This is a genomic window from Nonomuraea sp. B19D2 (assembly GCF_040137845.1).
GTDB lineage: Bacteria > Actinomycetota > Actinomycetes > Streptosporangiales > Streptosporangiaceae > Nonomuraea.
In genome coordinates this window covers 21,515-45,902 of the sequence record NZ_JBEFAK010000003.1, presented here as the reverse complement: position 1 = coordinate 45,902, position 24,388 = coordinate 21,515, and the positions used below count along the sequence as shown (strand labels likewise).

Genomic DNA, 24,388 nt, shown 5'->3' with positions numbered 1-24,388 from the left:
TGTAAGGGAAAGTGTGCATAGATTCCTTTGCAAAGATAGGCTTGCACAGCATGCAGAGCAAGAGCTTTTCCGCCCGGACGCTCGACGCCAACGCCCTGAAGTCGTTCGCCCACCCGCTGCGGCTGCGGATCTACGAGCTGCTGGACGAGCGCGGGCCGTCCACGGCCACCAGGCTCGCCGCGCTGCTGGGCCAGAACACCGGCGCGACCAGCTACCACCTCAGAGAGCTGGCCAGGCACGACATGATCGAGGTGGTGCAGGGGATGGGGCGCGGCAAGGAGAAGTACTGGCGCATCGTGGCCGGCGGCTTCTCCTACGGGGAGCCGGATGCCGCGGATCCTGAGGCGGCGAGCGCGCTGGAGGCCCTGATCGACGACCTGATACGTCAGCGCGGCGCGGAGCTGGCCCGGTGGCGCGATGAGGAGGCGACGGCCCCCGAGGAGTGGGTACGGGCCAGCGGCTTCGGGCGGCGGTCGCTGCGGCTCACGCCGGAGGAGACCGGCGAGCTGCGGGACGAGGTGTTCGAGGTGCTGGAGAGGTACCGGGCGCTGTCGGACCGCAGGGAACGGGAGTCGACCGCCCCCCGCGATCCGTCGATCGGGCACGTGGTCATCCACTTCGACGTGCTCCCGGTGGGGGCCGGCCGGGAGGCGCCGGAGGGGACGACTCCCTAGGAGATGAGCTTGAGTGCCAGCTCGGTCAGGCCCTCCGGAGCCGTCCTGGGCGACCCGGCGTCGAACGGCGGGCGCGGGTCGTACTCGATGGCCAGCTGCACGGCCTGCGCCGTCGTCGCGTCGGTGGCCTGGCCCAGCAGCGTCAGCGCCATGTCGATGCCCGCCGACACCCCGGCCGCGGTGACGACCTTGCCCTGGGTGACGACGCGCTCGCTCACCGGCTCGGCCCCGTGCTCTCTCAGCATGTCGAGGATGGCCCAGTGGCTGGTCGCCTTCAGCCCCTTCAGCAGCCCGGCGGCCGCCAGCACGAAGGAGCCGCTGCACACCGAGGTGGTCCACCGGGTGTGCTCGTGAGCCTGCCGCAGCCACTGCAGCAGCGCCTCGTCGGACACGGCCTCCATCGTCCCCGGGCCGCCCGGGACCACGATCACGTCAGGGCGCGGCAGGTCCGCGTACGAGGCGGTGGCGGTGAGGGTGAGCGTGCCCTGGTCGTCCGTCACCGGCCCCGGCTCGGCCGCGACGAACGTGACCGTCCAGCCGGGCGCGAACGCCAGCACCGTGTACGGCCCGACCGCGTCGAGCGCGGTGAAACGGGGATAGAGGGGGATGGCCACACGCATGGCTACTTCTCCTTCGATTGGAACCGGCGACGGTGGTCGCCGGGTGAGATCCGCCAGTGGCGGCGGAAGACTCGGTAGAGGGTCTCCGGCGTGCCGAGCCCCGACTCCCTGGCCACCCTGTCCAGCGGATGGCCGGTGACCTCCAGGAGCCGCCTGGCGGCCTCGGCCCGGCTGCGCTCGACGTACCGGCCGGGTGACAGGCCGGTCTGCTCGGTGAAGACGCGGGAGAAGTGGCGCTCGCTCATCCCGGCCCGCGCGGCCAGCGCGGGCACGCTCAGGTCGGCCGTGGGGTTCGCCTCGATGTACGCCTGGAGCTCCCTCAGCGGCTCGCTGCGCGGTGTCATGGCCCGCATCGGCGTGCTGAACTGGCTCTGCCCGCCCGGCCTGTGCAGGTACACCACGAGGCCGCGGGCGACGTCCCTGGCCAGTGCGTGGCCGTGGTCCCTGGCCACCAGGGCGAGCGCGAGATCCACGCCGGACAGCACGCCCGCCGAGGTCCAGACGTTGCCGTCCTCGATGTAGAGCGGATCGGCGTCCACCTCGACGCACTCGTAGCGGGCGTCCAGTTCGTGGGCGGCGAGCCAGTGCGTGGTGACCCGCCGGTGGTCCAGCAGCCCGGCCTCGGCCAGCAGGAAGGCGCCGTTGCACACGGACGCGACCCGCCGGGCGCCCGCCGCCAGCCGGGCGATGTGCCCGACGAGCTCCCGGTCCGCCAGCCGCTCGGGCACGGTCATCCCGCCCGCCACCAGCAGCGTGTCGATCGGCCCCGCGACCTCGCCGAGCGCGGCGGCCGTGACGGTGACGCGGTTGCCCGCGGGCACGGCGCCGCCGCCCACGGCCGCCACCTCGACCTGGTACCCGCCCCCGGGCACCAGCAGGTCCGCCGTCGCGAACACGTCCGCGGGACCGGCCATGTCGAGCAGCTGGAAGCCGGGGAAGACGACGATCAGGACTCGTCGCTGCATGTTTTCATGCTGGTCGCGGGCCCGTACCGGCGTCAACGACACGAATATTGCACATTACGCCATACCTCCCATCACGATCGGACGGCATGATGGCCGTCAAGAAGATCGTCGAAAGGTGTTACGTGAAGAGAATCGTGTCCATCGCCGTCGCGAACCTGCTCGTGATCGGCCTCACCCCCGCCGCTCACGCCGTGTCCGCGGCGCCCGCGAGCGCGCGCGATGTCTACGCCGACTACGCCGAGCTTTCCGCCCATGAGGTCGAAGGCAGAGACTATCGCCGCGTCCGGCGCGTCCCCCGTGGGGCGAAGGTGGCGCACATCGCCATCCACGGCGGCGCCATCGAGGCGCCGACGTCGCAGCTCGCCGACCAGGCCGCGGGCCGCAGGCATGCCTACTACTCGTTCGAAGGCATCAAGGCCACCGGCAACAGCGCTCTGCACATCACCTCCACGCACTTCGACGAGCCAAAAGCGCTCAAGGTGGTGGCGGCGGTCGACTACACCGTCTCCTGGCACGCCGCGGCGGGCGCCGATGCCACCACCTACGTCGGCGGACGGGACAAGGCGCTGGTCAGAAGAGTGACGGCCGGGTTGCGCGCCGCCGGGTTCCCCGTCTCGGCGTCCGTGCCCGAGGAGATCGGCGGTGACAGCCCCCGCAACATCGCGAACAGGAACCGCAGAGGCATGGGGGTGCAGCTGGAGATCAGCCGGGGTCAGCGGGAGCGGTTCTTCGACGGAGGGAAGCTGAACCGGGCCTGGATCGAGGACCCCGCCAACCGCACGAAAGCCTTCTACCGGTACGTCGCCGCCGTCAACCGTGCCCTCGGCTGAGAAGCACGCATGAACGCCGTGAGCCCCCGGGGCAGGACCGGGGGCTCACGGCGCGCGACATGGGCGGAAATATCAGCCCATGTGCGGGTAACGGTGGTCGGTCGGCGGCACGAACGTCTCCTTGATCGTCCGGGCGTTCACCCAGCGGATCAGGTTGAAGATCGAGCCCGCCTTGTCGTTGGTGCCCGAGGCACGGGCGCCGCCGAAGGGCTGCTGGCCCACGACCGCGCCGGTCGGCTTGTCGTTGACGTAGAAGTTGCCCGCCGCGAAGCGCAGCCGCTCGGAGGCGGACGCGATGGCGTACCGGTCCTGGGCGATGATCGACCCGGTCAGCGCGTACGGCGCGATGCCCTCCATCTGGTCGAGCACCGCGTCGAAGTCGCGGTCCTCGTAGACGTGCACGCCCAGGATGGGACCGAAGTACTCCTTGACGAAGATCTCGTCGGTCGGGTCGGCCGACTCCAGGATGGTCGGCTTCACGAAGTAGCCGACGCTGTCGTCGTACGAGCCGGTGAGGACGTCGATGTCCGCGGCCGCCCGCGCCCGGTCGATGGCCTCCTTGTGCTTGGCGAACGCCCGGGCGTCGATGACCCCGCCCATGAACGTCGACAGGTCACCCGACACGTCGCCCACGGTCAGCGACTCGGCCGTGGAGACGAAGTCGTCGCGCATCCGGTTCCAGACCGAGCGCGGCACGTACGCCCGCGAGGCCGCCGAGCACTTCTGGCCCTGGTACTCGAACGCGCCCCTGACCAGCGCCGTCGAGAGCACGGCCGGGTCGGCGGACGGGTGCGCGAGCACGAAGTCCTTGCCGCCGGTCTCGCCGACGAGGCGCGGGTAGCCGTGGTAGGAGGCGATGTTCTGGCCGACCGTGCGCCACAGGTGCTGGAACGTCGCCGTGGAGCCGGTGAAGTGGATCCCGGCCAGGGCCGGGTGCGCGAGCGCCACCTCGGAGACGGCCTGCCCGTTGCCGGTGACCATGTTGATCACGCCAGGGGGCAGCCCTGCCTCCTCCAGCAGCCGCATGGTGAAGTGCGCGGCGAACTGCTGGGTGGGCGACGGCTTCCAGACGACGACATTCCCCATCAAAGCGGCAGAAGTCGGCAAATTTCCGGCGATGGCGGTGAAGTTGAACGGCGTGATCGCCAGCACGAAGCCCTCGAGCGGCCGGTACTCCATCCGGTTCCACACGCCGGGCGACGAGATCGGCTGGTCGGCGTAGAGCTGGCGCGCGTACGCCACGTTGAACCGCAGGAAGTCGATCAGCTCGCAGGCCGAGTCGATCTCCGCCTGCTGCACCGACTTCGACTGGCCCAGCATGGTCGCCGCGTTGAGCGTGGCCCGCCACGGCCCGGCAAGCAGGTCGGCGGCCTTGAGGAAGATCGCCGCCCGCTCGTCGAAGGACAGCGCCCGCCACGCCGGAGCCGCCGCAAGCGCGGCGTCGACGGCGTCCTGCACGTCCCGGGCCGTAGCGTCGTTGGTACGGCCCAGAACGGCGGCGTGGTTGTGCGGTTGCACCACGTCGATGGGGGCGCCGCCGCCCAGGCGCTGCGTGCCGCCGATGGTCATGGTCAGGTCGATCGACGACCCGGCCAGCTCCTTGATGCGGTCTTCCAGCGCCGACCGCTCGGCGCTGCCCGGCGCGTACCCGTAGATGCGCTCGTTGGCGGGAACGGGGACGTTGCTGATGGCATCCATTACTTACCCCCAAGGGCACGAAGGAAGAAGGCGACGTTGGCGGGGCGCTCGGCCAGGCGGCGCATGAAGTAGCCGTACCAGTCGTCGCCGTAGGGGACGTAGACGCGGACCGTGTGGCCGGCTCCTGCCAGGGACTCCTGCAGGCCGGTCCGGATTCCGTAGAGCATCTGGAACTCGTGGTCGCCGATCGTCCGCCCGAACCGGTCGGCGAGCAGCTCCGTGATCGTGATCATGCGATCGTCGTGCGTCGCCACCATGGGGTATCCCTTCCCCGCCATGAGGATCCGCAGGCATCGCACGTACGCCTTGTCCACGGCGCTCTTGCCCTGGTGGGCCACGGAGGCGGGCTCGCGGTAGGCGCCCTTGACCAGGCGCACCCTGGAGCCCTCTGCGGCCAGGTCGCGGCAGTCGTCCTCGCTGCGGAACAGGTACGCCTGGATCGCCACGCCCGTCGACGGGTAGTCCTCGCGCAGCTTGCGCAGGATGGTCAGCGTCGAGTCGACGGTGGTGTGGTCCTCCATGTCGAGCGTGACGGTCGAGCCGTTGAGCGCCGCGGCGGCGCAGATCTCGCGGGCGTGCTCCAGCGCCATCGCGTCGTCGAGCCGCTGCCCGACGGCCGACAACTTCACCGACACCTCACCCCCCGCCCCGAGCTCGAGCGGCCGGAGGGCGTCGAGCAGCGTGAGGTAGGCGTTGGTGGTGTCCTCGGCGGCGCGCGCGTCACGCGTCTCCTCGCCGAGATGGTCGACGGTGACGGCCAGATTGGCGTCGCGCAGCCGCTCGATGGCGTCGCGGGCCTCCTGGACGCTTTCCCCCGCGACGAACCGATCGACCACTCTCCTGGTGAACGGGAAGCCCGACACGGCACGGCGTACGACGCCGCTCCCTGACGCGGCGAGGAGCACTTGACCCAGCATGCCTCAAGTCTAAAAACGCAGCTCAGAGGGGGCCATCGACGTGCGTAACGCCCGGTGTGGCAGGCTGTCATACAAATGCACAACACGGCAGACCTGCAAGAGATCGTCGACGAGATCGCCGCCCGGCTGGGGGCGTCCGTGACGCTGGAGGACCGCTCGTTCCGGCTGCTGGCCTACGGGGCGCAGCACGGCGACATCGACACGGTCCGCCAGGAGTCGATCCTGCGCAGGCGCGCCACCGGCGAAGTGCGCGACTACTTCGAGCGCTACGGCATCGCCAGGGCCACGGGCCCGGTCCGCATCCCCGCCGACGCCGAGCTGCGGGTGCTCGCCAGAGTGTGCTGGCCGCTGCGCCACGGCGAGGTCACCTACGGCTACCTGTGGCTGCTCGACTCGGGTTCGCTCACGGCCCTCGACTCCGTCGCCCCGCTGGTGGCCAGGGCCGCCGCCGCGCTCGCCCAGGAGGCCAGGAGCAGACAGGACCTCGGCCGGGGGCTGCTCGCCCTGTTCTCGGCCGATCCGGCGGAGCGCGCGAGCGCGTCCATCGAGTTGCCCGGCCCGGTCACGGCGGTCGCCGTACGCGAGTCGGCCGAGCGCGTCGCCGCGTTGTGGACGCTCCCGCGCGGCGTCCTGGCCCGCACCGGCTCGCCCGTCGCCCTGCTCACCCCGTCCCACCTCGCGGGCGAGGTCGCGCAGACCCTGCAGAGCGCGTACGGCACCGCCGCCGGGATCGGCGCCCCACGGCCCGACCCGGACGACGCCTGGCTGAGCTGGCGCGAGGCCCGCCACGCGCTGCGCATCGCCGAGCACTTCCCCCGGTATGCCCCCATCGCCCGCTGGGAGGACCTCGGCGTGCACCGCCTGCTGGCCAGGCTCGGGCAGCAGGACCTGCGCGAGCTGGCGGCCGAGACCGCGTCCCTGGACACCGAGCTGGCCGAGACGGTGGAGGTCTATCTCGACCACGGCGGCCACGCCCAGAAGGCGGCCGCCGAGCTCGGCATCCACCGCCAGACGCTCTACTACCGGCTGGGCAAGGCCGAGCGCCGCACCCACAGGGACCTCTCGGACGGCGACGACCGCCTGGCCGTGCACCTGGGGCTCAAGGCCGCCCGGCTGCTGTAGGGGCGCGGTAGACCTTGACCCAGTCCACGTACATCGACACGGTGTCCGGCGTGGCGGAGTCGCGGCACTGAGGCTCGCACACCACGTCGTTCTGCAGCGCGAGCCCCATCTCGCGGCCCTGGGGCACGTGCGGGCCCCGGTAGTCCCAGAGCTTCCTGCCGTCCAGCCAGAACGTCAGCCGCCCCGGCAGCCAGTCCACCGCCACCGTGTGCCACCTGGTGAAGTCGGCCCGCAGCTGCCGCTGGGCCCGGTCGTGCCCGCCATGCACGAAGATCCCGCCGCCCTGCCGGGCCGGGTCGACGATCTCGGCGAAGTCCACCTCGGCGTAGTCGCCGTCCTCCCCCTGCTCGGTCGGCCACAGCAGGGCCACGGAGGTGTAGCCGGCCCCCGCCTCGCCTTTGAACCTGACCTCCCACCTGCCGTACTGCTGCGCGAGCCGGGTGGCGACCCCGCCCGACAGGTCCTTGCCGCCGTACATGCCGCCCTTGAGGCGCAGCACGCCGTCCGCGACCGTCGTCGCCCTCCCGGTACGAGGGTTCCGCCGGGCCTCGGGGGAGTGGTAGATCATCCATTTGCCGGTGTCGAGGGTGGAGCCGTCGAAGTGCTCCACGAGAACCGGAGCGCCCCAGCCCGGCGCCTGTGCCTGCGCGGTCTGGGGAAGCACGGCGACGCCGAGGAGCGTCACCGTGACCAGGATCTGACTGTGTGTAGTCATGGGGTCAATGGAAGCAAAGATGTCACTCCGGTAACGGCTCTTCGGGGAAACCGGGGGCCAGATCAGGCGCAGGCCGCCTCGTAGACCCGGATGAGCTCCTGGCTCACCCGCTCCCAGGAGTAGCGCGAGCGTGCCCGATCGGCACCGGCGTAGCCGAGCGCGGTGCGCAGGGTCGGGTCCGACAGCAGCTCGCGGGCCAGCCGGGCGGTGCGCGCGGGCCGGTCGGGCGGCACCAGCAGCCCGGTGACGCCGTCGATGACGGAGTCGAGGTGCGCGCCGACGGCCGAGGCGATCACCGGTACGCCGCAGGCCATCGCCTCCAGCGCGACGATCCCTGTGGCGGCCTCGCGCGGCACCGACACCACGGCGTCCGCGCTGCGCATCAGCTTCGGCACGGCGGAGCGCTTGACCTGGCCGAGCAGCGTCACCTGGCCGGCGACGCCGAGCTGCTCGGCCAGCGCGCGCAGGCGGCGGGCGTCCCGGTCGTTCTCGAGGTCCTCGGGCTCCGGCCCGCCCGCGATGACCAGTTCGACGTCGCCGAGGCCCTGCAGCGCCCGGACGACGGTGTGCGCGCCGCGCTCGGTCGACAGGGGGCCGACGTGCAGCAGCCGCTTGCGCGTGCCCCGCGTGGCCACCGCGCCGCGGCGCTGGAAACGCTCGGTGTCGACGCCGTACGGGACGACGGCGATGTTGCAGCGTGGCACGCCGAGCCTGATCAGGGCCGACTCCTCATCGCCCGAGCCGGCGATGACCGCGTCAGCCCGGCGGCCGAGCGCCAGCTCCAGCTCCTTGTGCAAGGCGTCGACGGTGTGGAACGTCTGCGTGACCGGCACCCCCAGGTCCTGGGCGCCCGCCACGGCGGCCAGCCCGCCTGTCCACGAATGCGCGTGGATCACGTCGGGCCGGTCCTGGCTCCATCGCTTCATCAGGTGTTCGCCGACGTCGTTCAGGAACGGCACGACCTCGTCGTCCGCCAGCTCCTCGGCGGGGCCAACGTCTATCTGCTCCAGCGTGACTCCCGGGGCCACCCGCGTCTTGGGCTTGCCTTCGGCGCTGTCACGGCGGGAGTAGATGGTGACATGGTGCCCGCGACCCAGCTCGCGCGCGACGGAAAGGATGTGGTGACGCCGAGCACCCTCGGCGGCGGCGACGATCGCGATATTCATGGCACACCTCAGCGTGGAAAGCCTGAAAGGTGTGCCTGCGTCTTAGGCACGTCTATCTACGCTTTCGACCATACCCAGGTTCGGGCCGATCGCAAACCCCTATAGATCAGACATCCTGACCATGCACGTCAGACGCCCCGGAGCGCGAAGATCACGATCTCGTCCCACACCTGGCCGCCCGAGAACGCGTGCCGGTCCGCCTCCACCGCCTTGACCACGGTGGAGGGCGCCTGGCCGGCGCACCGGCCGAGCACGTCGGCCAGGCGCTCCTCGCCGTACGGCTCGCCGCGCTCGTTCCTGGAGGAGATCAGCCCCTCCGAATACAGCACCAGCGTCTCGCCGGAGGCGAGAGTCAGCCGCTCCGCCCCGGTCTCCGCCTCGAGCGCGATGCCCAGCGGCACGCCGCCGCCCGCGGCGAAGCGCACGCCGCCGTCGGACTGCAGCAGCGCGGCGGGGTGGTGCCCGGCCGACGACAGCCTGATCTCGCGCCCCTTCACGAAGCCCGCGACGGCCATCACGAACATGCCGGTGCCCTGCGCGACCAGGGCCTCGTTGACCTTGCGCATCACCAGGTCGGGGTCGGTCTCCCAGACGCTGAGCACCCGCAGGCCGCCGCGTACCATCGCGCTGACCGACGCGGCCTCCTCGCCCTTGCCCGCGGCCCCGCCCAGCGCGAACCCCCACCCGCCCGACATGGGGAAGACGTCGTAGAACTCGGCGCCCACCGACGATCCCGGGTGGTAGACGGCCGCCGCCTCGTAGCCCGGCACGTCGGGCAGGTTGCGCGGCGCCACGCTCGCCGAGAGCGCGTCCGCCGCCCTCGAGCGGCTCTGGAAGCTGGTCTGGGCGCGTACCGCCAGGCCAAGCTGCAGCCCGACCTCCTGCATGACGGCCAGGTCGGCCAGCGTGAACGGCTGCCTGTCGTGCATGCGCACCAGCGTCAGCACGCCGTCGGCGGTGCCGATGGGCACGCACAGCATCGAGCCCGCGCCCATCGCCGTCAGCAGCGGCCCGTCCGCGCAGAACCCGAGCAGCGTCTCGTCGTCCACCATCTCCTGCACCACGCCGGAGCCGCGCTCCAGCACCTGCGTCACGACCTGACTGCTCGCCGGGTCGGCGGACTCCACCTGGCGTACGAGCTCGCCCAGCGGCTGGCTCTTCGGCGCCACCACGACGGAGCGGTGCGGCACCCCGTCACGGACCATGTCGGCGATCACCCAGTCCGCCCACTGGGCCGCCAGCAGCCGCGTCGCCCTCGGCAGCGCCACCGGGCGCAGCAGCGCCTCCTCGTCCAGCAGCAGATTGGCCATCTTGACCAGCAGGTCCTGCCGCTTGGCCGCCGCCAGCAGCAGCGCGCCGTCGGACTGCTCGGGCCGCCGAGCGCCCGGCTCGGGCAGCTGCACCTCGATCGGCAGCGCCACCGCCGCGACCATCTGCTGCGGCTCTCCCGGCATGGTGAGCCTGGTCAGCGCCAGCTGTACGACGTGCGTACGCCCCTGGTGCGCCAGCCGGGTCTCGAACGCCGACGGCTGCCCGGTCTGCAGCACCGCCGTCAGGTGCGACCTGAACGCCGCCCGCCGCGACACATCCACCAGCAGCGGGAACGACCGGCCCACCAGGTAGCCGTCGGGGCTGCCGAGCATCCGCGAGGTCTCGGGGTTGATCCGCCTGACCACGCCGCCGCTGTCGAGCACGATGACCGGCACGGGAAAGGCCCGGAAAACCTGGCGCAGCAGCTTGAGCTCCCGCTGCGTGCCGTCCTTCTTGCCGCCCGGCCGCTTGGGCGCCTTCTGCAGCGCCTCCCGGGCCTCGGCCAGCAGCTCGGCCGCGGTGTCGAGCTCGGCGAGGGCGGCGTCGAGCGTGGGCGCGAGGTCGGCGGGATAGGCCGTCCTCGCCTCACGCAACGACGACACGCGCCCGGCCAGCGCGTCCAGCGCTTGTTCGAGGTCCGGCATGGTCACTCTCTGACGCTACGACACTGGGGATATCGGTAGCCATATCGGGTAGGGGCTTGTTGCTATGGAATCGACCGCGATGATCACCCCCGGTCTCGCCCGTGACCTCGCCACTCTGGGCCGGCTGGGTGAGGACACCTCGACGGAAAGTGTGCTGCGTGGCCTCACCACGGCGCTGGCCGCCGGCGTCCCGGGCTGCTCGGGAGCCTCGGCCGAGCACTGGCGCGACCACCGGGTGCTGGTCTCCGGCTCGCACAGCGAGCTCATCATGCTCGTCGAAGGCGAACGCGAACTCGGCGAGGGCCCGTCCATCGAGGCCAGGCAGAGCGGCGGCCGCGCGAGCGTGAGCGACGTGCTCAGCGAGACCCGCTGGCCCCGCTACGACGCGCTGGCCACCCGGTGGGGCGTGCGCTCCGTGCTCGTCGTCCCCATCGACGTGGCGCCCGCCCTGCTGCTGGTCGGCCTCTATTCGGTACGCCCGGGAGCGTTCTCCCCGCAGGGCGCCCACTCCCTGGCCGACATGCTGACCGAGCAGGTCGGGGTGGCGATGGCGAACATGTGGGAGTTCGACGAGGTGCGCACCGACGCCGCCCAGCTCCAGGAGGCTCTCGCCGGACGGTCGGTGATCGACCAGGCCAAGGGCATCATCATGCAGACCAGCGGGTGCACCGCCGAGGCCGCGTTCGAGGAGCTGCGCAGGATCTCCCAGCACCACCAGGTCAAGGTGGCCGACCTGGCCAGGCTGCTGGTCGACGAGCACCAGCGCAAGTCGAAGCGCTGAGCCTCAGCCGATGGCGGCCAGCGCGTCGTCGAGCGTGTCGTAGAGCGGCAGCCGCTGCGCCAGCCCGGTGATCCACATCACCCTGGACTTGGAGTATTCGACCCCGATGAGCGCGAACCTGGCGCCCGAGGCCAGACTCGTCTGCCAGTGGTGAACGATGAGCCCGAGCGCCCGCGAATCCATGAACGTCACGCCGGCCAGGTCAAGAATCAGGTTAGGGCCGGCCATGGACAGGTAGTCGGCGAACTGCTCGCGGGTCGTGGCGTCGAGCACGCCGTCGACCCGGATCACCGTGATCTCGTCCACGGTCGACGACGTGAGGCTCAGGGCCGCCACAGGCCCCTCGCCGTTCTCCGGCATGGTCACGGAGCAACCCTACTGTCACCGAACATGGGAGGAATACTTCCGGCGATACGGGGGACACTTGTTGCGGAGTCCAGCAGCGGGCTTTCGTCTCGAGAGTAGAGCGAGGCGTGCCTCTGCCTGGGCTTTTCCTGCTGGGGGAGGCCGCCTGCGATCCATATGAGGAGCAGCGATGGCTGTGCAGGAATACGTCCTCGAGGAAATGACGGCTGAAGAGCTCCTGGCCGAGATGGTCAGGGCGGAAACCCCCGACAGTCAACGGGAGCGCCTGCGCGAACGCATCGTCGAGATGCACAGGCCGCTCGCCATGGAGATCGCCAGGCGATACCGCTACCGCGGCGAGCCGTTGGAGGATCTCCTCCAAGCCGCGTATGTTGGCCTGATGAAAGCCGTCAACGGCTTCGATCCCACCCTCGGCCACGCGTTCAGGGGCTATGCCGTCGTGACGATGACCGGCGAGGTCAAGCGCCACTTCCGGGACCGCACGTGGGCCATCCGGGTGCCGCGCCTCTACCAGGAGCGCCGCTCGGAGCTCAACCGGCTGGTCGCCGACCTCAGCCAGGACCTCGGCAGATCGCCGACCGTCGCGGAGCTGGCCGCCAAGATGAACATCACCGAGGAGGACGTCCTGCTGACGCTCGACGCCTCCGCCGCGTACAGCACCCTGTCGCTCGACGCGCCGCTCGGCACCGACGACGACGCCGCCTCGCTCGGCGACGTCATCCCGGAAGACGACGACACGCTGAGCACCATGGTCGACAGGGAGGCCGTCAAGCCGCTCATCGACGCGCTCCCGTCCCGGGAGAAGCACATCCTGCTGCTGCGGTTCTTCGGCAACATGACGCAGGCCGAGATCGCGGCCGAGTTCGGGATCTCCCAGATGCACGTCTCACGTATCCTCCGCAAGGTTCTCGACCAGCTACGCACTGAGCTGGTCGGTTGAGAAGAAGGTCGCCGGGTGAACGAGGACGCAGAGCCTCAGTCGGGCTACACGAGCCCGCCGCCCGGCGCGCCCGTGAAAGAGCTTCGCTTCCGACTGCCGGACCTGCCGCAGGTCCGGCAGTTCGCTGAGGACGAGGCCCGCGGCGCCGGAATGGCCGAGGAGGCCGTCGGCGACTTCATCATCGCGGTCAACGAGGTGGCGACCAACGCCGTCACCCACGGGTCGGACCACGCCTTCCTGCGTACCTGGCTGGTGAACGGCGACCTGGTCGTGGAGGTGCACGACGAGGGAGTGTGGAAGCCGGGGCCCCTGCCGGGGGCCGTGGGCGGGATGGGGCTGTGGGTGGCCCGCCTGCTGTCGTCCGACCTGACCCTGCGCGCAGGGGGCGACGGCAGCACCGTCATCATGCGCTTCCCCGGCAAGGAGTGACGCTTGCGCGGGAGACCGCCTTGCCGGCGGCCTCCCGCTCATGAAGTTTTTGGGGGTTTTTGGGGGTTTATCGGCGGGCTCGTCCGCGCCAGTTGCCGTATCCGCTGCGGACGCCGGCCGTACCGACGCCTGCCTGGTGCAGGGCCAGCAGCGTCAGGCCCAGCAACGCGAACGTCATGCCGGAGAACCCGCCGGGGATTCGCACGCCGACCAGGTCGAGCAGGAACCCCAGCCCGAAGATGATCGCTGCGACTACCGCGAGCATGTCATGTCACCTCCTCTCGGAAAGGGTGAGCAGGCTCTCCAGGACGCTCCTGTAGTCGCGCAGCGCCAGGCGCAGCTGCTCGGTGTCGGCGGACTCGGCGTCCTTCGCGTCCTTCCAGCGGTCGCGCAAGCCGTCCGTACGGCTGGTGAGGCTGCTGGTGAGGGCCTCCACGACCTCGCCGACCAGCCCGTCGGCACGCCGTACGGCCTCGCCGGGATCGTCGACGAACGACGCCTGCAGATCGCGCCAGCGGGCCTGCACCTGGTCCGGGTCCTGATCGAAGAGGACGACGTCCTCGGGGGCGGCGTGCGCGGGGACCTCATCGGAGGCCTCCGGCCCTGGCTCGGACGGCATGTCGCCGCCGCCGGTTCCGGCATACGGGTCGCGGTAGGGGGCGTCGCGCTCGCCCTGCGGAGCCGTCACGGCCCCGGGCACGGCGGCCGCGTACTCGTCGTCACTACGCGGGCTACGCGCCACCAGCTCATCGTCGGCGCCCGCGCCACGCGCCCTCAGCCCGTCGGCGCCTGGACCGTGAGCTGTCGGCTCGTCGTCGGCGCCTGGACCGTGGGCTGTCGGCTCGTCGTCGGCCACGGCTCGGGGAGAGCGGTCGCCGGCGAGATACTCGCCATTCTCGCTGCGACGAGGCTCGTCATCATCGTTCGAGTATTCGTGGCGCGAGTGCTCATCCGCCGTCTGGGGGATACGAGCATGCTCCTCGTCGCCACTTCTGGGAGTGGGGATTCCCATGGTCTCCTTCACCGTCCTCGTGAGGTCTCATGCAGCAGCTCCTCGAACAGCGCGCGGTAGTGCACCATGGCCTGCCGCAGATCCTCCGTCGAGGCCTCCTTCCTGGCCGCCCGCCCGCTGATCTCGTGAGCCGTCCTGTAGTGGTCGAGCGTGGCCGCGTGCCCCACCGACAGGGTGGACAGCCGCTCCTCGAAGTCCTGCGTCGGGTAACCCCGTTCCGCCATGACCGCCGTGACCAGCTGATCAGCCTCGGTCACCGCGAACCCGGGGGCGTCCACGAAGCGCTCCTGCACCTCGGTCCACCGGTTCGCGTACGTGTCGCGCGACTCCTCCGTCAGGGGGTGGACGTCGAGCTCGGCATGGCGCCGCTCCCTGTCGAGCAGCTCCTGCTCGGCCTCTCGGCGGTTATCGTGTTCCGCGACTGCGCGTTCGTACTCCGGGCCGAAACGTTCGCGGAGATGCCTGCGCCGCTGCTGTTGCCCCAGCACGAGATATGCGACTGCGGCGAGCGCCACCACCGCGACCACGACGACGGCCACCCAGATGAAGGTGGTCATGATCTTCGCCTCCGGTCTCTGTGTCGAGACCAGCGACTGCCCTCGAACGGGCATGTCGAAACTCGCCGTCTCAGCGAGCTTCGAGCGCCTCCTTCGCCGCGGCCAGCACCGCTGCGACGTGTGAGCCGCCTGGTGGCGCCGGGACCTCACTGAACCCTTCAACCGCGTCGTACCGCACGTCCAGCCCCGCGTCCACGAGCCGCTGAGCCCACCGCAGAGCCGTGTTCAACCGCTCGGCCGCGGGCGGCTTCCCCTGAGCGGCCGCCGACAGGTTACGAAGATTGGTGGCCGGCCCGGACTGGGCGTGGACGCGGGCCAGCTTCCACGGCACGGCGCGGCTGTGGTCGAGCATCGGCTTGGCCAGCCCGGCGGCCCGCTTGGCCTGCAGCACCCCGGACTCACTGACCCCGAAGTGCGCGGCCAGCTCCTGCACGCTCATCCCCTCGGCTACCAGCCTGGCCAGCTCCCGCCGATCGATGGTCGGCCTCCGCCCCACCCAGGCCACCTCCGCTCCAGCTCTCCGCGGACGCGTGTACCTCCGATATGCGCTAAGGTTATGACGTCCCGCTCCGAAGGGAGCGACGGACACGACCGGGACGTAGCGCAGCTTGGTAGCGCACTTGACTGGGGGTCAAGGGGTCGCAGGTTCAAATCCTGTCGTCCCGACCAGGTTTTCGCTGGTCGAGCAGGGTGCCATCCATCAGGATGGCACCCTTTCGCATTGATGAGTGACCAACCGAGTGACTACCGGGCGAAGAGAGTGTCCATCGCCGCAGCTCCTTGCAGGAGTACGGGGGCGGATCTGCTTGCGGTAGACGGCTTCGGTGACGGCGGTGCCACTAGGGCTTGGGGGAGTGGTGAGCCGGACGCGCCAAACGGCGGACGGGACGGCACGGACCAGAAGATGATGCCAGGCTCAGTCCGGTGGCGGTTCCTGAGAGCCCCGGTCCGTCGAGCCGGACGATGGCGTGAAAGTGGATCAAGCCCCGCCGCCGCTGGTACTCGTCGACCTTGGCGAACGACACCCGGACCAGCCGGCTGAACTGCCGTAGGCTCAGACCCGCTTCACTCGCCAGGCCGCGGCGCACTTCCAGGGCGAAGCGATTCCAGAGCCCGCCCGTGTGCGCCTGCCAGAGCACGGCCCCGACGTAGTCGTAACAGTCCAGACACAGCGGCTGACTGAGGCACGGATCGTGCGGCTCATGCCGGACACGGCAGCCGACCGGCCGCCCGTGCTCACACACCCCCCGGTGGAAGAACCTGAACTGTGACGAGTATCCATTCACAACCACATTGGAGGGAGCCGCGAGCACCGAGTGGGACTTCTCGATTAGTGCGCTCGACGCAAAAACAAAACCGACGCGTACTTCGGTCCACGCCGGTCGTGGTCGGGGGGAGCGCCGCCAGGGCCCTCCTTTGTCGGGTCCCGCCATCGGGTGACCATAGCTGAGGTGTCAGCCGTGTCGGCGGAAGCATTCCGCCGACACGGCTGATCTTGGTAACTCAGTTGTTAACAACGACCTTGGACGATCACAGAGGTAGGTGGACTGGGATCGCGCGATAGAGGCCTGTGACCAGCATGTCGAGGCACTTGTGGACAGCTGTGGACGATCACGTTCTCGCTACGGATCAGAAGGTTACAGCTGAGACGGTTCTGCATAGATCGGGATATTGCGACCCAAGGCAAGACCTGGCATTAAATGTCCAAGATCTCCAAATTTTCTGTGAAGTACCCGACAGAGGGAGAAAGTAAAGGTGACAAACCTGCGCAGCCGATTCTTATCCCTGCTTGAGCATGTTTGAGAAGATCAGCCTGAGGGGTGGAGTTGTGACACTTCAAGGAGTCGCATCAGCCCACGGAGCCGGTTAGCAGGCTGCGGACGTGTTCGGGGAGCGCGGCATGGCACGTATGCGGCCACCCGTGGTCGCAGCGGTGACCATCAGGAGGCTGAGGCCTCCCTGACCGCGGCGGACAGCCAGACGGTCAGCCCGGTGAGGGTCGCGATGGCGATGACGATCAGTGCAGGAAAGTACCAACCCGGGAAAAGCGGCCCGAGATCGGTATCGCCAGAAGGATAAAGCACGATCGCGTAAGTGCTCAGTACGGCCAGGGCGAGACTCATCAGGTAGACCATGCCGGCGGCCGTGCACAGCACGAGGCCGCCGGCGGTGGATCGGCGATTCAGCCGGCCCCCCAGTGCGGCGATCGCGGCCGCCTCGGCGGCGAGGATGAGGGCGATGGCGCCCACCCATCCCCTCGCCGACTCGATCGCCCGGTCCAGCCGGCCCGGCAACAGGTCGTTCCAGCCTTCGTGCCCGGGGTTGAGCCCCGCCTGGGCGGCCAACTGGAGCGCGATCAGGGTCACTCCGGCGTACAGCAACGGCGCTGCCAGAGCGCACAGCAGAGCAGGCGAGCGTTTCAGGTGCCGCAGATCCATGATCGATTAGACGGCCGATTCACACTGAGCGTTCCGCGACGGATCGCCTCCAGGCGCCTGAGATGGTGATCACCTCTGTCAGTCGCAGATGTAGCAGGCCTGGCGTTGGGCGGGTCCGCCGCGAGTAAGGCGTCGGGCAATCCCCCGCGATGGCGGCCCAGCGGATGATCGCCACGGACACCGCGGGATCGCGTTCGTAGTCGCGAGCCAGACGGCGGCAGGCGGTCAGCCAGGCCAACGTCCGCTCGACCACCCACCTGCGTGAGATGACGTTGAACCCACGCTGGACAGCGGGCTTGCGCACGATCTCCAGGGTGGTGCGCAGCGTGTCGTGAGTCCAGTCCACCAGCCGTCCGGCAAAACCCTGGTCGGCGAAGACATACCGGATCGGCGTGGTCAGGTACGTCGACAGCAAGGTGGTCTTGGCGCCGTCCCGGTGAGGGCGGCGCTTGGCCTTGATCAGGCCGACTTCTGGCGCCCCGGCTTGTCGTAGACCAGTGAGTACCGCCAGAAGAGGCGCCGCCGTATTCTCGCCCCCGGCAGGGCGGCCGCGGCCTGCATGCGGATTTCGTTGAGTGTTTCATGCGCCGGGGCGGTGGGGGCGGTCATCTGGAGCGGCAGGGACCGCGCGCGGGACGGGTGCTTGATGAGGCCCATGATCGGGTTGGTGGCAAGTGCGGCCGTCGAGACGAGAAAGTCGGCAGGGCTCGCTTCCCGGTGGCACCCGATGACAACGAGTCGGCCACCGGGAGAGAGGCATTCGCGCAGGTCGTGCAGCGTCTCGGGCAGTGGGAGATGGTGCAGGACTGCCACGAGGGTAATCGCGTCCCACTGGCGGCTGCGGTCGCGTTGCCCGAAGCCCGCCCCCTCGATCACGACCCCATCCCTGCCCGAGCTCAGCCCAGATGTCGTTGAACCCGCGCCGCGCGGGCCACTCGCCGGCGATCCCGAGAGCCAGACCCGGGAGCGACGCGGAGTCACCCTGTGAGCGAAGTCTCCCCAGCCTCCCTGCGATCATTTCGAAGTCCATTGCCCCAGGGCCGAAGGGGTTTCCCTGGAGCGCGTATCCCTCCGCCAAGTGCGTCGAATGTCGGTCGCTGAGGAGGCAACGCCCGGATGGACTTGACGACGCTGAGAGAAGTCGTGCAGGTCAGCAATCCTGTGGAACGAGCCCGCATGCTCAGCCGACTCATGACCGAGCAGCAGGGGTTGGTCGCCGAGGCGGCCAAGATGCGGCGGCAGGCCATCGCGGAGGCGCGGGAGTCCGGGATGAGCCTGGAGGAGATTGCCGGGCGGCTGGGGGCATTGTTGCTTCGAGCACGCCGGTCAGAATGTTCGGCTCCCGACCGAGGCCCCCCGAGCAGAATGCGTGACCCATCAAGGTCGGGCCCCAGCGCCAGACTGAGTGACGGGATTCAGGTCCCACGTTATGACCGGCGTCGGCGAGCAACCCGCCCCAATTTTCACGCCTGTGTGGCGTCCGTGGAAGGGGCAGGATGACTGAGTGACAATCGCGCCGGACGACCTTGGACGCTGAAGGACCGGCAAGGACTATAACCTCAGGTGAGGGCGGGTATCGGCCGTGATCCCGCCCTTCCGTGGTGTGCCTGGCGTCAAGGGGTCGCAGGTTCAAATCCTGTTGCCCCGACGGTAAAGCAAGGCCCGTCGTTCTTGGAGAAACTCCAGGAAGACGGGCCTTCTGCATGATCTCGCTCGGCCGGGTCCGGCGAGCCCACGACGCGCGGCCGGGGACCATGCGGACCGGCCGTTCAAATGAGCGCTGAGCGCGCTGTCCGCCGCCGCGATCGCCGTACGGTCGAGGTGAAGTTAGCGCTGGGTCGCGGCCGCGGGCGTAGGGGGCGGTGCACCGGTCGATGACCTCCTGGTCCTGGAACTGGCGAGCGCGTCCCAGCCATAGGCGTCGGCTTTCTTCACCATGTCGGCATAGACGTCGATCATGGCGTGGGACACGCGGGTGCTCCATCGGGCCACGAGCATCCGTATCCGCCAGTCGTCCACGTGCAGCGGCCACCACTGGTTGTTGTCGTGGTCGACCTGGACCGCCCTTTGGCCTCTTCTTGCGCTGACGATCGAGGGAAGGTTGTACAGGCGAGGGGAGAGCTCCTCGGCGGTGTTCATGGGAGCTCCCGGAGGGCTTGCCGGACCGCCTGTTTGCCCAGCTGATCCACGAGCGCAACCTGTTCGTTGAGGATGACCTTCGCGTATCCATCAGCCAGGCCGGCGACCAGGAGGCTCGCGTAACGGAGCCATAGGCACGGCTCGTCTCATTCCGATTCCGCGCAGCGCGTAGGGCGCCAGGTTCAATGGTGTGCCCGAACGTTGGCAGCCGAGATCACCGCAGCCCCTGGGCGTTCCCAGGCGCGTATGTGTACCGCAAGCCCGAAGTAATGACCGTGGTAAGAACTGTGATTCGGCCGAGGTGCGGACGGCAGGTCGGTTCGTCTCCGCCGCATGGCAGATTTCGGGAAAGGCCGGCGAGTGGCGACATATAGCCGCCACCACATGGTCGCCAAGAATCTCTCAGACGCTGCCTCCGGCGGTTTTCGTTCTATGACAGCTGCGAAGAATGTGATTAAGCAGGCAGCCCGGACATTGGGCGACAATCAGTGAAGGAGATGGCAGTGTTCCACCGTCGTCCGGGCATCTCTGTGGCCAGTGCCGCCGGCCTGGCCGCAGCCGTGGTTGTGGCCGCACCCTCGCGGGCCGACACCTGCGCCGAGAGCACCACCTGCCCCACCACGGTGACCTTCACCGTGACCGCGGAGGGGGGACTGGCCGTAACCCTGCCGACCTCCGCCGTGAACCTCGGAACCGGCAACTCGGGCGGCCACATCAGTGCGCAGCTAGGCGCGATCACGGTGTCCGACCAGCGCGCGGCCCTCAACGCCACCTGGACCGCGACCGTGGTCGCCGGGTCGGGCGGCTTCACCACGGGCGCCGGCACTTCCCCGGAAACCATTCCGAATGACGAGGTCTACTACTGGTCGGGTCAGGCCACGGCCACCACAGGCACCGGAAACTTCGTGGCAGGCCAGCCCACCGCCGCCGATGACCAGACGCTGGACACCACGCGTATCTCCTATAGCAAGACGTCCGGCTCCGGCGACAATTCCTGCACCTGGAATCCGACCCTGGAGATCCACGTACCCGACGACGCGGTGGCGGGCACCTATACCGGGACGGTGCACCACTCCGTCACGTAGTCGCACATGTCTCGATCACTGTTCACCCGTCCCGCCGCCGCGGTCCTGCTTGCATTCCTGCTGCACGCCGGACAGCCTATGGTCGTGGCGGCCGTCGCCAACACCGGCGAGCGCGTCATCGACCTCGACGGACACTTGACGCTGGCGGAAGGGCCGAGCTCGACGAGCGCCGGGCCGTTCCGGGTCGGACCGCCCCGTGGGCCGTCCTCGGGCAGCAGCGGCTCAAGCCGTTTCCACAGCCGATGCCTGTCCACAGGAGGGCGTTCAGCGCCGAGCCAGGTGCGAACGGGCGGTATCGGCCCATCGCTGGACGCTTACGGGGCGACGCTAGGATTTGCCGAGGTTGATCGAGCCGAAGACGTCGCCTGCCTGGAGCACGGGGCCGGTGATCCGGGCGTTGCCGCTGATCGTGTTCGACACGTCATGCTTGCTCTGAATGAGGCGCGCCGTCTCGACGGTCCAGCGGTCGAGCGCCTCCTGAAATGAGGGATCCGCTGCCGCGTGGGCTGCGATGATTTCTGCGGTTTCCTCTGGGGGCCGGCTTTCCGCACGCTCTATGGCAGAGGTGACGGCGACGTCATCGCCGAATCGGCGGCGGATGAGCGCGGTCAGCGAGGTCCAGGCATTCTTGCCGGCTTCGCCCGCAGCACCGCCGACAATGGCTGATATGACCGCCGCCAGCGTGGGAATGACGCTCGGGTCCATCGTGCCCCTCTCGCGAAGGAGGTTTCCTCCAGCGTAGGACCGGCATGCGGTCGGGAGCGGCGGACCCGGGCCGATTTGCCGATCGGATATGACTCGACGGCGAGCTTCGCCACCGAAAATCCGGACAGCCAACTCTGAAAGTGGACAAAATGGCTATTGGCTTTCTTGCGACGATCCCGTTGGACCGGAACACTGCTGAATCGTGACGTGCGATGGCGGTCCACGGATGAGGCGGATGAGGCGGACGCGGTGACTGGTCGCGGCGACGACGGGGAATCGAGCGCGACCGGGACGCACAATGAGGTGTCCGGGCAGGTCACCGGCGGGCTGGTGCAGGCCAGGGACATCGGGACGGTCAACATGGGTGGCCCGCCCCCGTCGCCCGTGCGCGTTCCCCGGCAATTGCCCGCCATGCCGCGCGACTTCGTCAACAGGACCAGGGAGCTGGCCCTCCTCGACAGCGTTCTCGACGAGGGGCCCGCGGTTGCGGTGATCAGCGGCCTCAAGGGCGTCGGGAAGAGCGCGATCAGCCATCGATGGGCGCACCAGGCGCGGGAACGCTTCCGCGACGGCCAGCTGTACGTGGACTTCAAGGCCCTGCGGCACCGCGGCGGCGCGGAGGTGGGCGGAGTGCTGGCGGGCTTCCTGCGTGCGCTCGGCGTGCACGAGACCTGGATCCCGGCCGAGCTGTCGGAGCGGGCGGGCATGTACCGTTCCCTGACGGCCGACATGCGGCTGCTGGTGGTCGTGGACGACGCCGAGCACGCCGCCGAGGTCATTCCGCTCTGTCCCGCCTCCGCCGGCAGTGCGGTGGTCGTCACCAGTCACCGCCGGCTCGGCGAACTGCTCGTCGCCGGGGCCAAGCCGGTCACGATCGAGCCTTTGGCGGAGGAGCCGGGCGTGTCGCTGCTCGCGGGCATGCTGGGCGAGAATCGGGTCGCTGCGGAGCACGACCAGGCCGGCGAGCTGGTACGCCTGTGCGGCGGCCTGCCGATCGCCCTGCGCGTGGCCGGAGCGCGTCTGGCCCAGCGGCCCGCCTGGACGATCGCCCGGATCGCCGGCGAGCTGATGGACGCCAACCAGCGTCTCGACCGCTTGGCGACGGAGGGCAGAGCGGTCGTCGAAGCGGTGTTCCAGTCCGCGTACGAGGGGTTGCCCGAGCCGGCTGCCCGGCTCTACCGCCTGCTGGGCGTCGTCCCGGGCGCCGGCTTCACCCTCGGCGTGGCCCGGGCCGTCCTGGCGGACGGGCCGGAGCAGGCGCTGGAGCTCCTCGTCGACGTCAACCTGGTAGATGAGGACGAACCGGGCAGATATCGATTCCACGACCTCGTACGGCTGCACGCCGCCCGCTGCGGGCAACGAGAGGAACCCGAGCAGGAGCGAGAGGCGGCACTGCGGCGGGTGACGGACTGGTACGTGGGACACGTGGCCGCCGCCGATGCCGCGCTGGGCAGCCGCCTGCGCCTGGCCGACCACCAGGAGCGGCTGTCGGCTGTGGGGCAGCCGTTCCGCACTCGCGAAGAAGCCCTCGATTGGCTCGAGGCGGAACGCATGAACGTGCTCGCGATCGTCCGAGCGGCGGCCGCCCGCGAATGGGACGACGTCGTCTGGCAGATCGCCGAGGCGTTGTGGCCGCTCCACCACGACCGCGGCCACTACGCGGACTGGCTGGAGGCCAACCGGCTGGGCGTGGCCGCGGCCCTCCGCATCGGGGACCCGGCCGTGGAAGCCAGGATGCGCAACCAACTGGCCCGCGCTCATGTGGAGCTCGGGGCGTACGACCAAGCGCACGAGGAGCTCCGCCACGCCCGCCGGGCGGCCCTCGCGGGGGGCGACCGGCGCATGGAGGCGGTGGTCCTGGAGTCGCTGGGCCGGGCCGCCCTGGCACAGGGAGAGCCGGACCAGGCCACCGGGCACTTCGTCGCGGCGCTGGCCATTCACGAGGAGGCCGGCAACGCGCGTGGCGTCGGCCTGCAGAGCTACCACCTCGGCCTGGCCCACAACCAGGCGGGCCGGCCCGGCGAGGCGATCGCCGCCTTCGAACGCGCCCTGTCCGGCATGGCGGCCCCCGGCGACAAGGCCGGCCGTGGCCGGATCCAGCTGGGGCTGGGCGAGGCCCACCGGGCCCTCGGCCACCACGCCGAGGCGGTGCGGTCAACGGAGACGGCGGCGGCGCTCCTGCGCGAGTGCCGGGTGCCGGCGCGGGAGACGCAGGCGTGGGAACTGCTGGCCGAGCTCGCCCGCGACGCCGGAGACCACGAGAGCGCCAGGGCGTATCTGGGGCAGGCACTCGCGGTCTGCATGGCCTCGGGCAACCTGCCCAAGGCCGAGGAGCTGCGGGTTCGCCTGGCTGCCGTCAGTTGAACGAAGCCTCAAAAGAGCCGGGGGGGGGGTTACGTTGATGCGGATCTCCTGGTCGCCTACCTGGATGAAGGTGATGTGCTCCGGCTCACGGCCGTTCATCAACCAGCCGTACACGGCGGACGGCAGGCACCAGGGATCAGGTGGACGGCCTGGCACGGAGACGCGCAGCCGCCGCCCGCCCCGCAGCGTCAGATGAACCAGTCCCGCATGGACGATCTCGGCCGCGACGTGACAGCCCGGATAGCGGCGCAGCGTCTCCTCCGCCCAGCCGGGCGCCGCGTCGTCGCCGATGATGATCGCCGCACTCTCCAGAAGCCGCCGATCCAGTACGTGACCGGCCACGACGAGATGCAACTCGCGTACCCCGTCGCCGGGCTCGTGCTCCGGCACGACGGGGAATCGACGCAGCGCCACCGAATCGTCCTTGACGTCCGTCTCCACCAGGAAAGCGAGCACCTCATCGCGTTCCGCGGACGGCTCGGCCAGCGGCATGGGCGCGGGGGCGGGATCGTGTTCCGGGAGGTTCATCAACCGGTAGGCCAGGCCGCGCAGCCGACTCTCCGCCTCGCCGGGCCTGCCCAGCGTCAGCCCAGTCACTTCGTCGTACGCCCGGCGGGCGGCCATGACGTTCTCGAGCTGCCGCTGAAGGCTTCGGCGCCGATCGAGCCGGGGCAACGCCCGGCACAGAGCAGCCGTGGGGGAGGCCGGGTCGAGCTCTTCCTCTTCACGCCCGGAGGACGCCAGGAGGACCGGGCGGCCCAGAGCCGTTCCGTAGAACGTCACCGATCCGTGGTCGCCCACGATCACATCCGCCGCAAGCAGGGCCGCCTGCCAGCCCCTATGGGGAGGCAGCAGCATCAGTCCGGCGTCGCGGGCGTCGGCCAGCCATAGCCGCACCTGCAGGCCGCCG

The 24,388-nt window shown here is 69.7% G+C and carries 26 protein-coding genes and 1 tRNA gene; 9 read left to right on the top strand and 18 right to left on the bottom strand.

Annotation, left to right across the window (positions count from 1 at the left end):
- Positions 1-50: 50 nt before the first annotated feature.
- A complete protein-coding gene (locus ABN273_RS06690; protein WP_349447760.1) occupies positions 51-674 on the top strand; it encodes an ArsR/SmtB family transcription factor in 624 nt (207 codons plus the stop codon).
- Here ABN273_RS06690 and ABN273_RS06685 read toward each other — a convergent pair.
- Both ABN273_RS06685 and ABN273_RS06680 read right to left on the bottom strand, forming a co-directional pair.
- Positions 671-1,294 carry a DJ-1/PfpI family protein gene (locus tag ABN273_RS06685; RefSeq protein WP_349447759.1) on the bottom strand — a complete coding sequence of 208 codons (624 nt, stop codon included), beginning with the start codon at positions 1,292-1,294 and terminating at the stop codon, positions 671-673. The two genes, ABN273_RS06690 and ABN273_RS06685, sit on opposite strands and share 4 nt — an antisense overlap.
- Before the next feature lie 2 nt (positions 1,295-1,296).
- Complete coding sequence (locus ABN273_RS06680) at positions 1,297-2,259, bottom strand: GlxA family transcriptional regulator (protein ID WP_349447758.1); 963 nt, start codon at positions 2,257-2,259, stop codon at positions 1,297-1,299.
- A 122-nt stretch (positions 2,260-2,381) separates the two neighbouring features.
- Between ABN273_RS06680 and ABN273_RS06675 the strand changes: the two genes are divergently transcribed.
- Positions 2,382-3,089: a poly-gamma-glutamate hydrolase family protein gene (locus ABN273_RS06675; protein ID WP_349447757.1), complete on the top strand. Its 708-nt coding sequence runs from the start codon at positions 2,382-2,384 to the stop codon at positions 3,087-3,089.
- A 72-nt stretch (positions 3,090-3,161) separates the two neighbouring features.
- Here ABN273_RS06675 and pruA read toward each other — a convergent pair whose 3' ends face one another.
- Together pruA and ABN273_RS06665 are read right to left on the bottom strand one after the other, a co-directional pair.
- Entirely contained in the window at positions 3,162-4,787 is a 1,626-nt protein-coding gene (pruA, locus tag ABN273_RS06670) for an L-glutamate gamma-semialdehyde dehydrogenase (RefSeq protein ID WP_349447756.1), read from the bottom strand.
- A complete protein-coding gene (locus tag ABN273_RS06665; protein ID WP_349447755.1) occupies positions 4,787-5,704 on the bottom strand; it encodes a proline dehydrogenase family protein in 918 nt (305 codons plus the stop codon). The genes pruA and ABN273_RS06665 overlap by 1 nt, the downstream gene beginning before the upstream one ends.
- A 75-nt stretch (positions 5,705-5,779) precedes the next feature.
- Between ABN273_RS06665 and ABN273_RS06660 the strand changes: the two genes are divergently transcribed.
- A complete protein-coding gene (locus ABN273_RS06660) occupies positions 5,780-6,826 on the top strand; it encodes a helix-turn-helix domain-containing protein (protein ID WP_349447754.1) in 1,047 nt (348 codons plus the stop codon).
- On the opposite strand, the gene ABN273_RS06655 is transcribed toward ABN273_RS06660, so the two are convergent.
- From ABN273_RS06655 to ABN273_RS06645, 3 genes are all read right to left on the bottom strand, one after another.
- On the bottom strand, positions 6,804-7,541 hold the full coding sequence (locus ABN273_RS06655; RefSeq protein WP_349447753.1) for a glycoside hydrolase family 16 protein: 738 nt from the start codon (positions 7,539-7,541) through the stop codon (positions 6,804-6,806). The two genes, ABN273_RS06660 and ABN273_RS06655, sit on opposite strands and share 23 nt — an antisense overlap.
- 62 nt (positions 7,542-7,603) lie before the next feature.
- On the bottom strand, positions 7,604-8,707 hold the full coding sequence (locus ABN273_RS06650; protein WP_349447752.1) for a glycosyltransferase: 1,104 nt from the start codon (positions 8,705-8,707) through the stop codon (positions 7,604-7,606).
- Positions 8,708-8,835: 128 nt separating this feature from the next.
- Positions 8,836-10,662: a SpoIIE family protein phosphatase gene (locus tag ABN273_RS06645; RefSeq protein ID WP_349448247.1), complete on the bottom strand. Its 1,827-nt coding sequence runs from the start codon at positions 10,660-10,662 to the stop codon at positions 8,836-8,838.
- 64 nt (positions 10,663-10,726) lie between these two features.
- On the opposite strand from ABN273_RS06645, the gene ABN273_RS06640 reads away from it, so the two are divergent.
- Positions 10,727-11,443, top strand: a complete 717-nt coding sequence (locus ABN273_RS06640; protein WP_349447751.1) for an ANTAR domain-containing response regulator — start codon at positions 10,727-10,729, stop codon at positions 11,441-11,443.
- Positions 11,444-11,446: 3 nt separating this feature from the next.
- Here the strand turns inward: ABN273_RS06640 and ABN273_RS06635 are convergent, their stop codons facing one another.
- Positions 11,447-11,803, bottom strand: coding sequence for an STAS domain-containing protein (locus ABN273_RS06635; RefSeq protein ID WP_349448246.1), 357 nt, complete (start codon positions 11,801-11,803; stop codon positions 11,447-11,449).
- Positions 11,804-11,978: 175 nt separating this feature from the next.
- Here ABN273_RS06635 and ABN273_RS06630 point away from each other — a divergent pair, with 175 nt between their 5' ends.
- Positions 11,979-12,749, top strand: coding sequence for a SigB/SigF/SigG family RNA polymerase sigma factor (locus ABN273_RS06630; protein ID WP_349447750.1), 771 nt, complete (start codon positions 11,979-11,981; stop codon positions 12,747-12,749).
- A gap of 15 nt (positions 12,750-12,764) precedes the next feature.
- The gene (locus ABN273_RS06625) at positions 12,765-13,178 is read left to right on the top strand and encodes an ATP-binding protein (protein ID WP_349447749.1); all 414 of its coding nucleotides are present in this window, start codon (positions 12,765-12,767) and stop codon (positions 13,176-13,178) included.
- Between the two features lie 67 nt (positions 13,179-13,245).
- Here the strand turns inward: ABN273_RS06625 and ABN273_RS06620 are convergent, their stop codons facing one another.
- From ABN273_RS06620 to ABN273_RS06605, 4 genes are all read right to left on the bottom strand, one after another.
- A complete protein-coding gene (locus tag ABN273_RS06620) occupies positions 13,246-13,443 on the bottom strand; it encodes a hypothetical protein (RefSeq protein ID WP_349447748.1) in 198 nt (65 codons plus the stop codon).
- Between the two features lie 6 nt (positions 13,444-13,449).
- On the bottom strand, positions 13,450-14,190 hold the full coding sequence (locus ABN273_RS06615) for a hypothetical protein (protein WP_349447747.1): 741 nt from the start codon (positions 14,188-14,190) through the stop codon (positions 13,450-13,452).
- An 8-nt stretch (positions 14,191-14,198) separates the two neighbouring features.
- Entirely contained in the window at positions 14,199-14,747 is a 549-nt protein-coding gene (locus ABN273_RS06610) for a hypothetical protein (protein WP_349447746.1), read from the bottom strand.
- Between the two features lie 70 nt (positions 14,748-14,817).
- Positions 14,818-15,243, bottom strand: a complete 426-nt coding sequence (locus ABN273_RS06605; RefSeq protein ID WP_349447745.1) for a hypothetical protein — start codon at positions 15,241-15,243, stop codon at positions 14,818-14,820.
- 96 nt (positions 15,244-15,339) lie between these two features.
- On the opposite strand from ABN273_RS06605, the gene ABN273_RS06600 reads away from it, so the two are divergent.
- Positions 15,340-15,416: transfer RNA gene (locus ABN273_RS06600), tRNA-Pro, on the top strand.
- Positions 15,417-15,586: 170 nt separating this feature from the next.
- On the opposite strand, the gene ABN273_RS59410 is transcribed toward ABN273_RS06600, so the two are convergent.
- The 5 genes from ABN273_RS59410 to ABN273_RS06580 form a co-directional block, all read right to left on the bottom strand.
- Complete coding sequence (locus tag ABN273_RS59410) at positions 15,587-16,180, bottom strand: replication initiator (RefSeq protein ID WP_502910953.1); 594 nt, start codon at positions 16,178-16,180, stop codon at positions 15,587-15,589.
- Positions 16,181-16,687: 507 nt separating this feature from the next.
- Positions 16,688-17,185: a hypothetical protein gene (locus ABN273_RS06595; RefSeq protein ID WP_349447744.1), complete on the bottom strand. Its 498-nt coding sequence runs from the start codon at positions 17,183-17,185 to the stop codon at positions 16,688-16,690.
- A gap of 19 nt (positions 17,186-17,204) precedes the next feature.
- Positions 17,205-17,645 (bottom strand): transposase, encoded by a 441-nt coding sequence (locus ABN273_RS06590; RefSeq protein ID WP_349448245.1) that lies wholly within the window; start codon positions 17,643-17,645, stop codon positions 17,205-17,207.
- On the bottom strand, positions 17,645-18,061 hold the full coding sequence (locus tag ABN273_RS06585; protein ID WP_349447743.1) for a class I SAM-dependent methyltransferase: 417 nt from the start codon (positions 18,059-18,061) through the stop codon (positions 17,645-17,647). The genes ABN273_RS06590 and ABN273_RS06585 overlap by 1 nt, the downstream gene beginning before the upstream one ends.
- Positions 18,062-19,012: 951 nt before the next feature.
- Positions 19,013-19,324 carry a hypothetical protein gene (locus ABN273_RS06580; RefSeq protein ID WP_349447742.1) on the bottom strand — a complete coding sequence of 104 codons (312 nt, stop codon included), beginning with the start codon at positions 19,322-19,324 and terminating at the stop codon, positions 19,013-19,015.
- A gap of 503 nt (positions 19,325-19,827) precedes the next feature.
- On the opposite strand from ABN273_RS06580, the gene ABN273_RS06575 reads away from it, so the two are divergent.
- Entirely contained in the window at positions 19,828-20,409 is a 582-nt protein-coding gene (locus ABN273_RS06575; protein WP_349447741.1) for a hypothetical protein, read from the top strand.
- Positions 20,410-20,736: 327 nt separating this feature from the next.
- Here the strand turns inward: ABN273_RS06575 and ABN273_RS06570 are convergent, their stop codons facing one another.
- Positions 20,737-21,114, bottom strand: coding sequence for a Het-E N-terminal domain-containing protein (locus ABN273_RS06570; protein ID WP_349447740.1), 378 nt, complete (start codon positions 21,112-21,114; stop codon positions 20,737-20,739).
- 249 nt (positions 21,115-21,363) lie between these two features.
- Between ABN273_RS06570 and ABN273_RS06565 the strand changes: the two genes are divergently transcribed.
- Positions 21,364-23,478 (top strand): ATP-binding protein, encoded by a 2,115-nt coding sequence (locus tag ABN273_RS06565; RefSeq protein ID WP_349447739.1) that lies wholly within the window; start codon positions 21,364-21,366, stop codon positions 23,476-23,478.
- Positions 23,479-24,388 lie beyond the last annotated feature (910 nt).

Bases quoted from the DNA above. Each gene is read 5' to 3' on its own strand.
- ABN273_RS06665 (WP_349447755.1), bottom strand. From the start codon at position 5,704: ATGCTGGGTCAAGTGCTCCTCGCCGCGTCAGGGAGCGGCGTCGTACGC.
- ABN273_RS06620 (WP_349447748.1), bottom strand. From the start codon at position 13,443: ATGCTCGCGGTAGTCGCAGCGATCATCTTCGGGCTGGGGTTCCTGCTC.
- ABN273_RS06580 (WP_349447742.1), bottom strand. From the start codon at position 19,324: ATGAACACCGCCGAGGAGCTCTCCCCTCGCCTGTACAACCTTCCCTCG.
- ABN273_RS06595 (WP_349447744.1), bottom strand. From the start codon at position 17,185: ATGGATCTGCGGCACCTGAAACGCTCGCCTGCTCTGCTGTGCGCTCTG.
- ABN273_RS59410 (WP_502910953.1), bottom strand. From the start codon at position 16,180: ATGGCGGGACCCGACAAAGGAGGGCCCTGGCGGCGCTCCCCCCGACCA.
- ABN273_RS06655 (WP_349447753.1), bottom strand. From the start codon at position 7,541: ATGACTACACACAGTCAGATCCTGGTCACGGTGACGCTCCTCGGCGTC.
- ABN273_RS06570 (WP_349447740.1), bottom strand. From the start codon at position 21,114: ATGGACCCGAGCGTCATTCCCACGCTGGCGGCGGTCATATCAGCCATT.
- ABN273_RS06640 (WP_349447751.1), top strand. From the start codon at position 10,727: ATGGAATCGACCGCGATGATCACCCCCGGTCTCGCCCGTGACCTCGCC.
- pruA (WP_349447756.1), bottom strand. From the start codon at position 4,787: ATGGATGCCATCAGCAACGTCCCCGTTCCCGCCAACGAGCGCATCTAC.
- ABN273_RS06635 (WP_349448246.1), bottom strand. From the start codon at position 11,803: ATGCCGGAGAACGGCGAGGGGCCTGTGGCGGCCCTGAGCCTCACGTCG.
- ABN273_RS06680 (WP_349447758.1), bottom strand. From the start codon at position 2,259: ATGCAGCGACGAGTCCTGATCGTCGTCTTCCCCGGCTTCCAGCTGCTC.
- ABN273_RS06630 (WP_349447750.1), top strand. From the start codon at position 11,979: ATGGCTGTGCAGGAATACGTCCTCGAGGAAATGACGGCTGAAGAGCTC.
- ABN273_RS06685 (WP_349447759.1), bottom strand. From the start codon at position 1,294: ATGCGTGTGGCCATCCCCCTCTATCCCCGTTTCACCGCGCTCGACGCG.
- ABN273_RS06660 (WP_349447754.1), top strand. From the start codon at position 5,780: ATGCACAACACGGCAGACCTGCAAGAGATCGTCGACGAGATCGCCGCC.
- ABN273_RS06645 (WP_349448247.1), bottom strand. From the start codon at position 10,662: ATGCCGGACCTCGAACAAGCGCTGGACGCGCTGGCCGGGCGCGTGTCG.
- ABN273_RS06650 (WP_349447752.1), bottom strand. From the start codon at position 8,707: ATGAATATCGCGATCGTCGCCGCCGCCGAGGGTGCTCGGCGTCACCAC.
- ABN273_RS06690 (WP_349447760.1), top strand. From the start codon at position 51: ATGCAGAGCAAGAGCTTTTCCGCCCGGACGCTCGACGCCAACGCCCTG.
- ABN273_RS06610 (WP_349447746.1), bottom strand. From the start codon at position 14,747: ATGACCACCTTCATCTGGGTGGCCGTCGTCGTGGTCGCGGTGGTGGCG.
- ABN273_RS06615 (WP_349447747.1), bottom strand. From the start codon at position 14,190: ATGGGAATCCCCACTCCCAGAAGTGGCGACGAGGAGCATGCTCGTATC.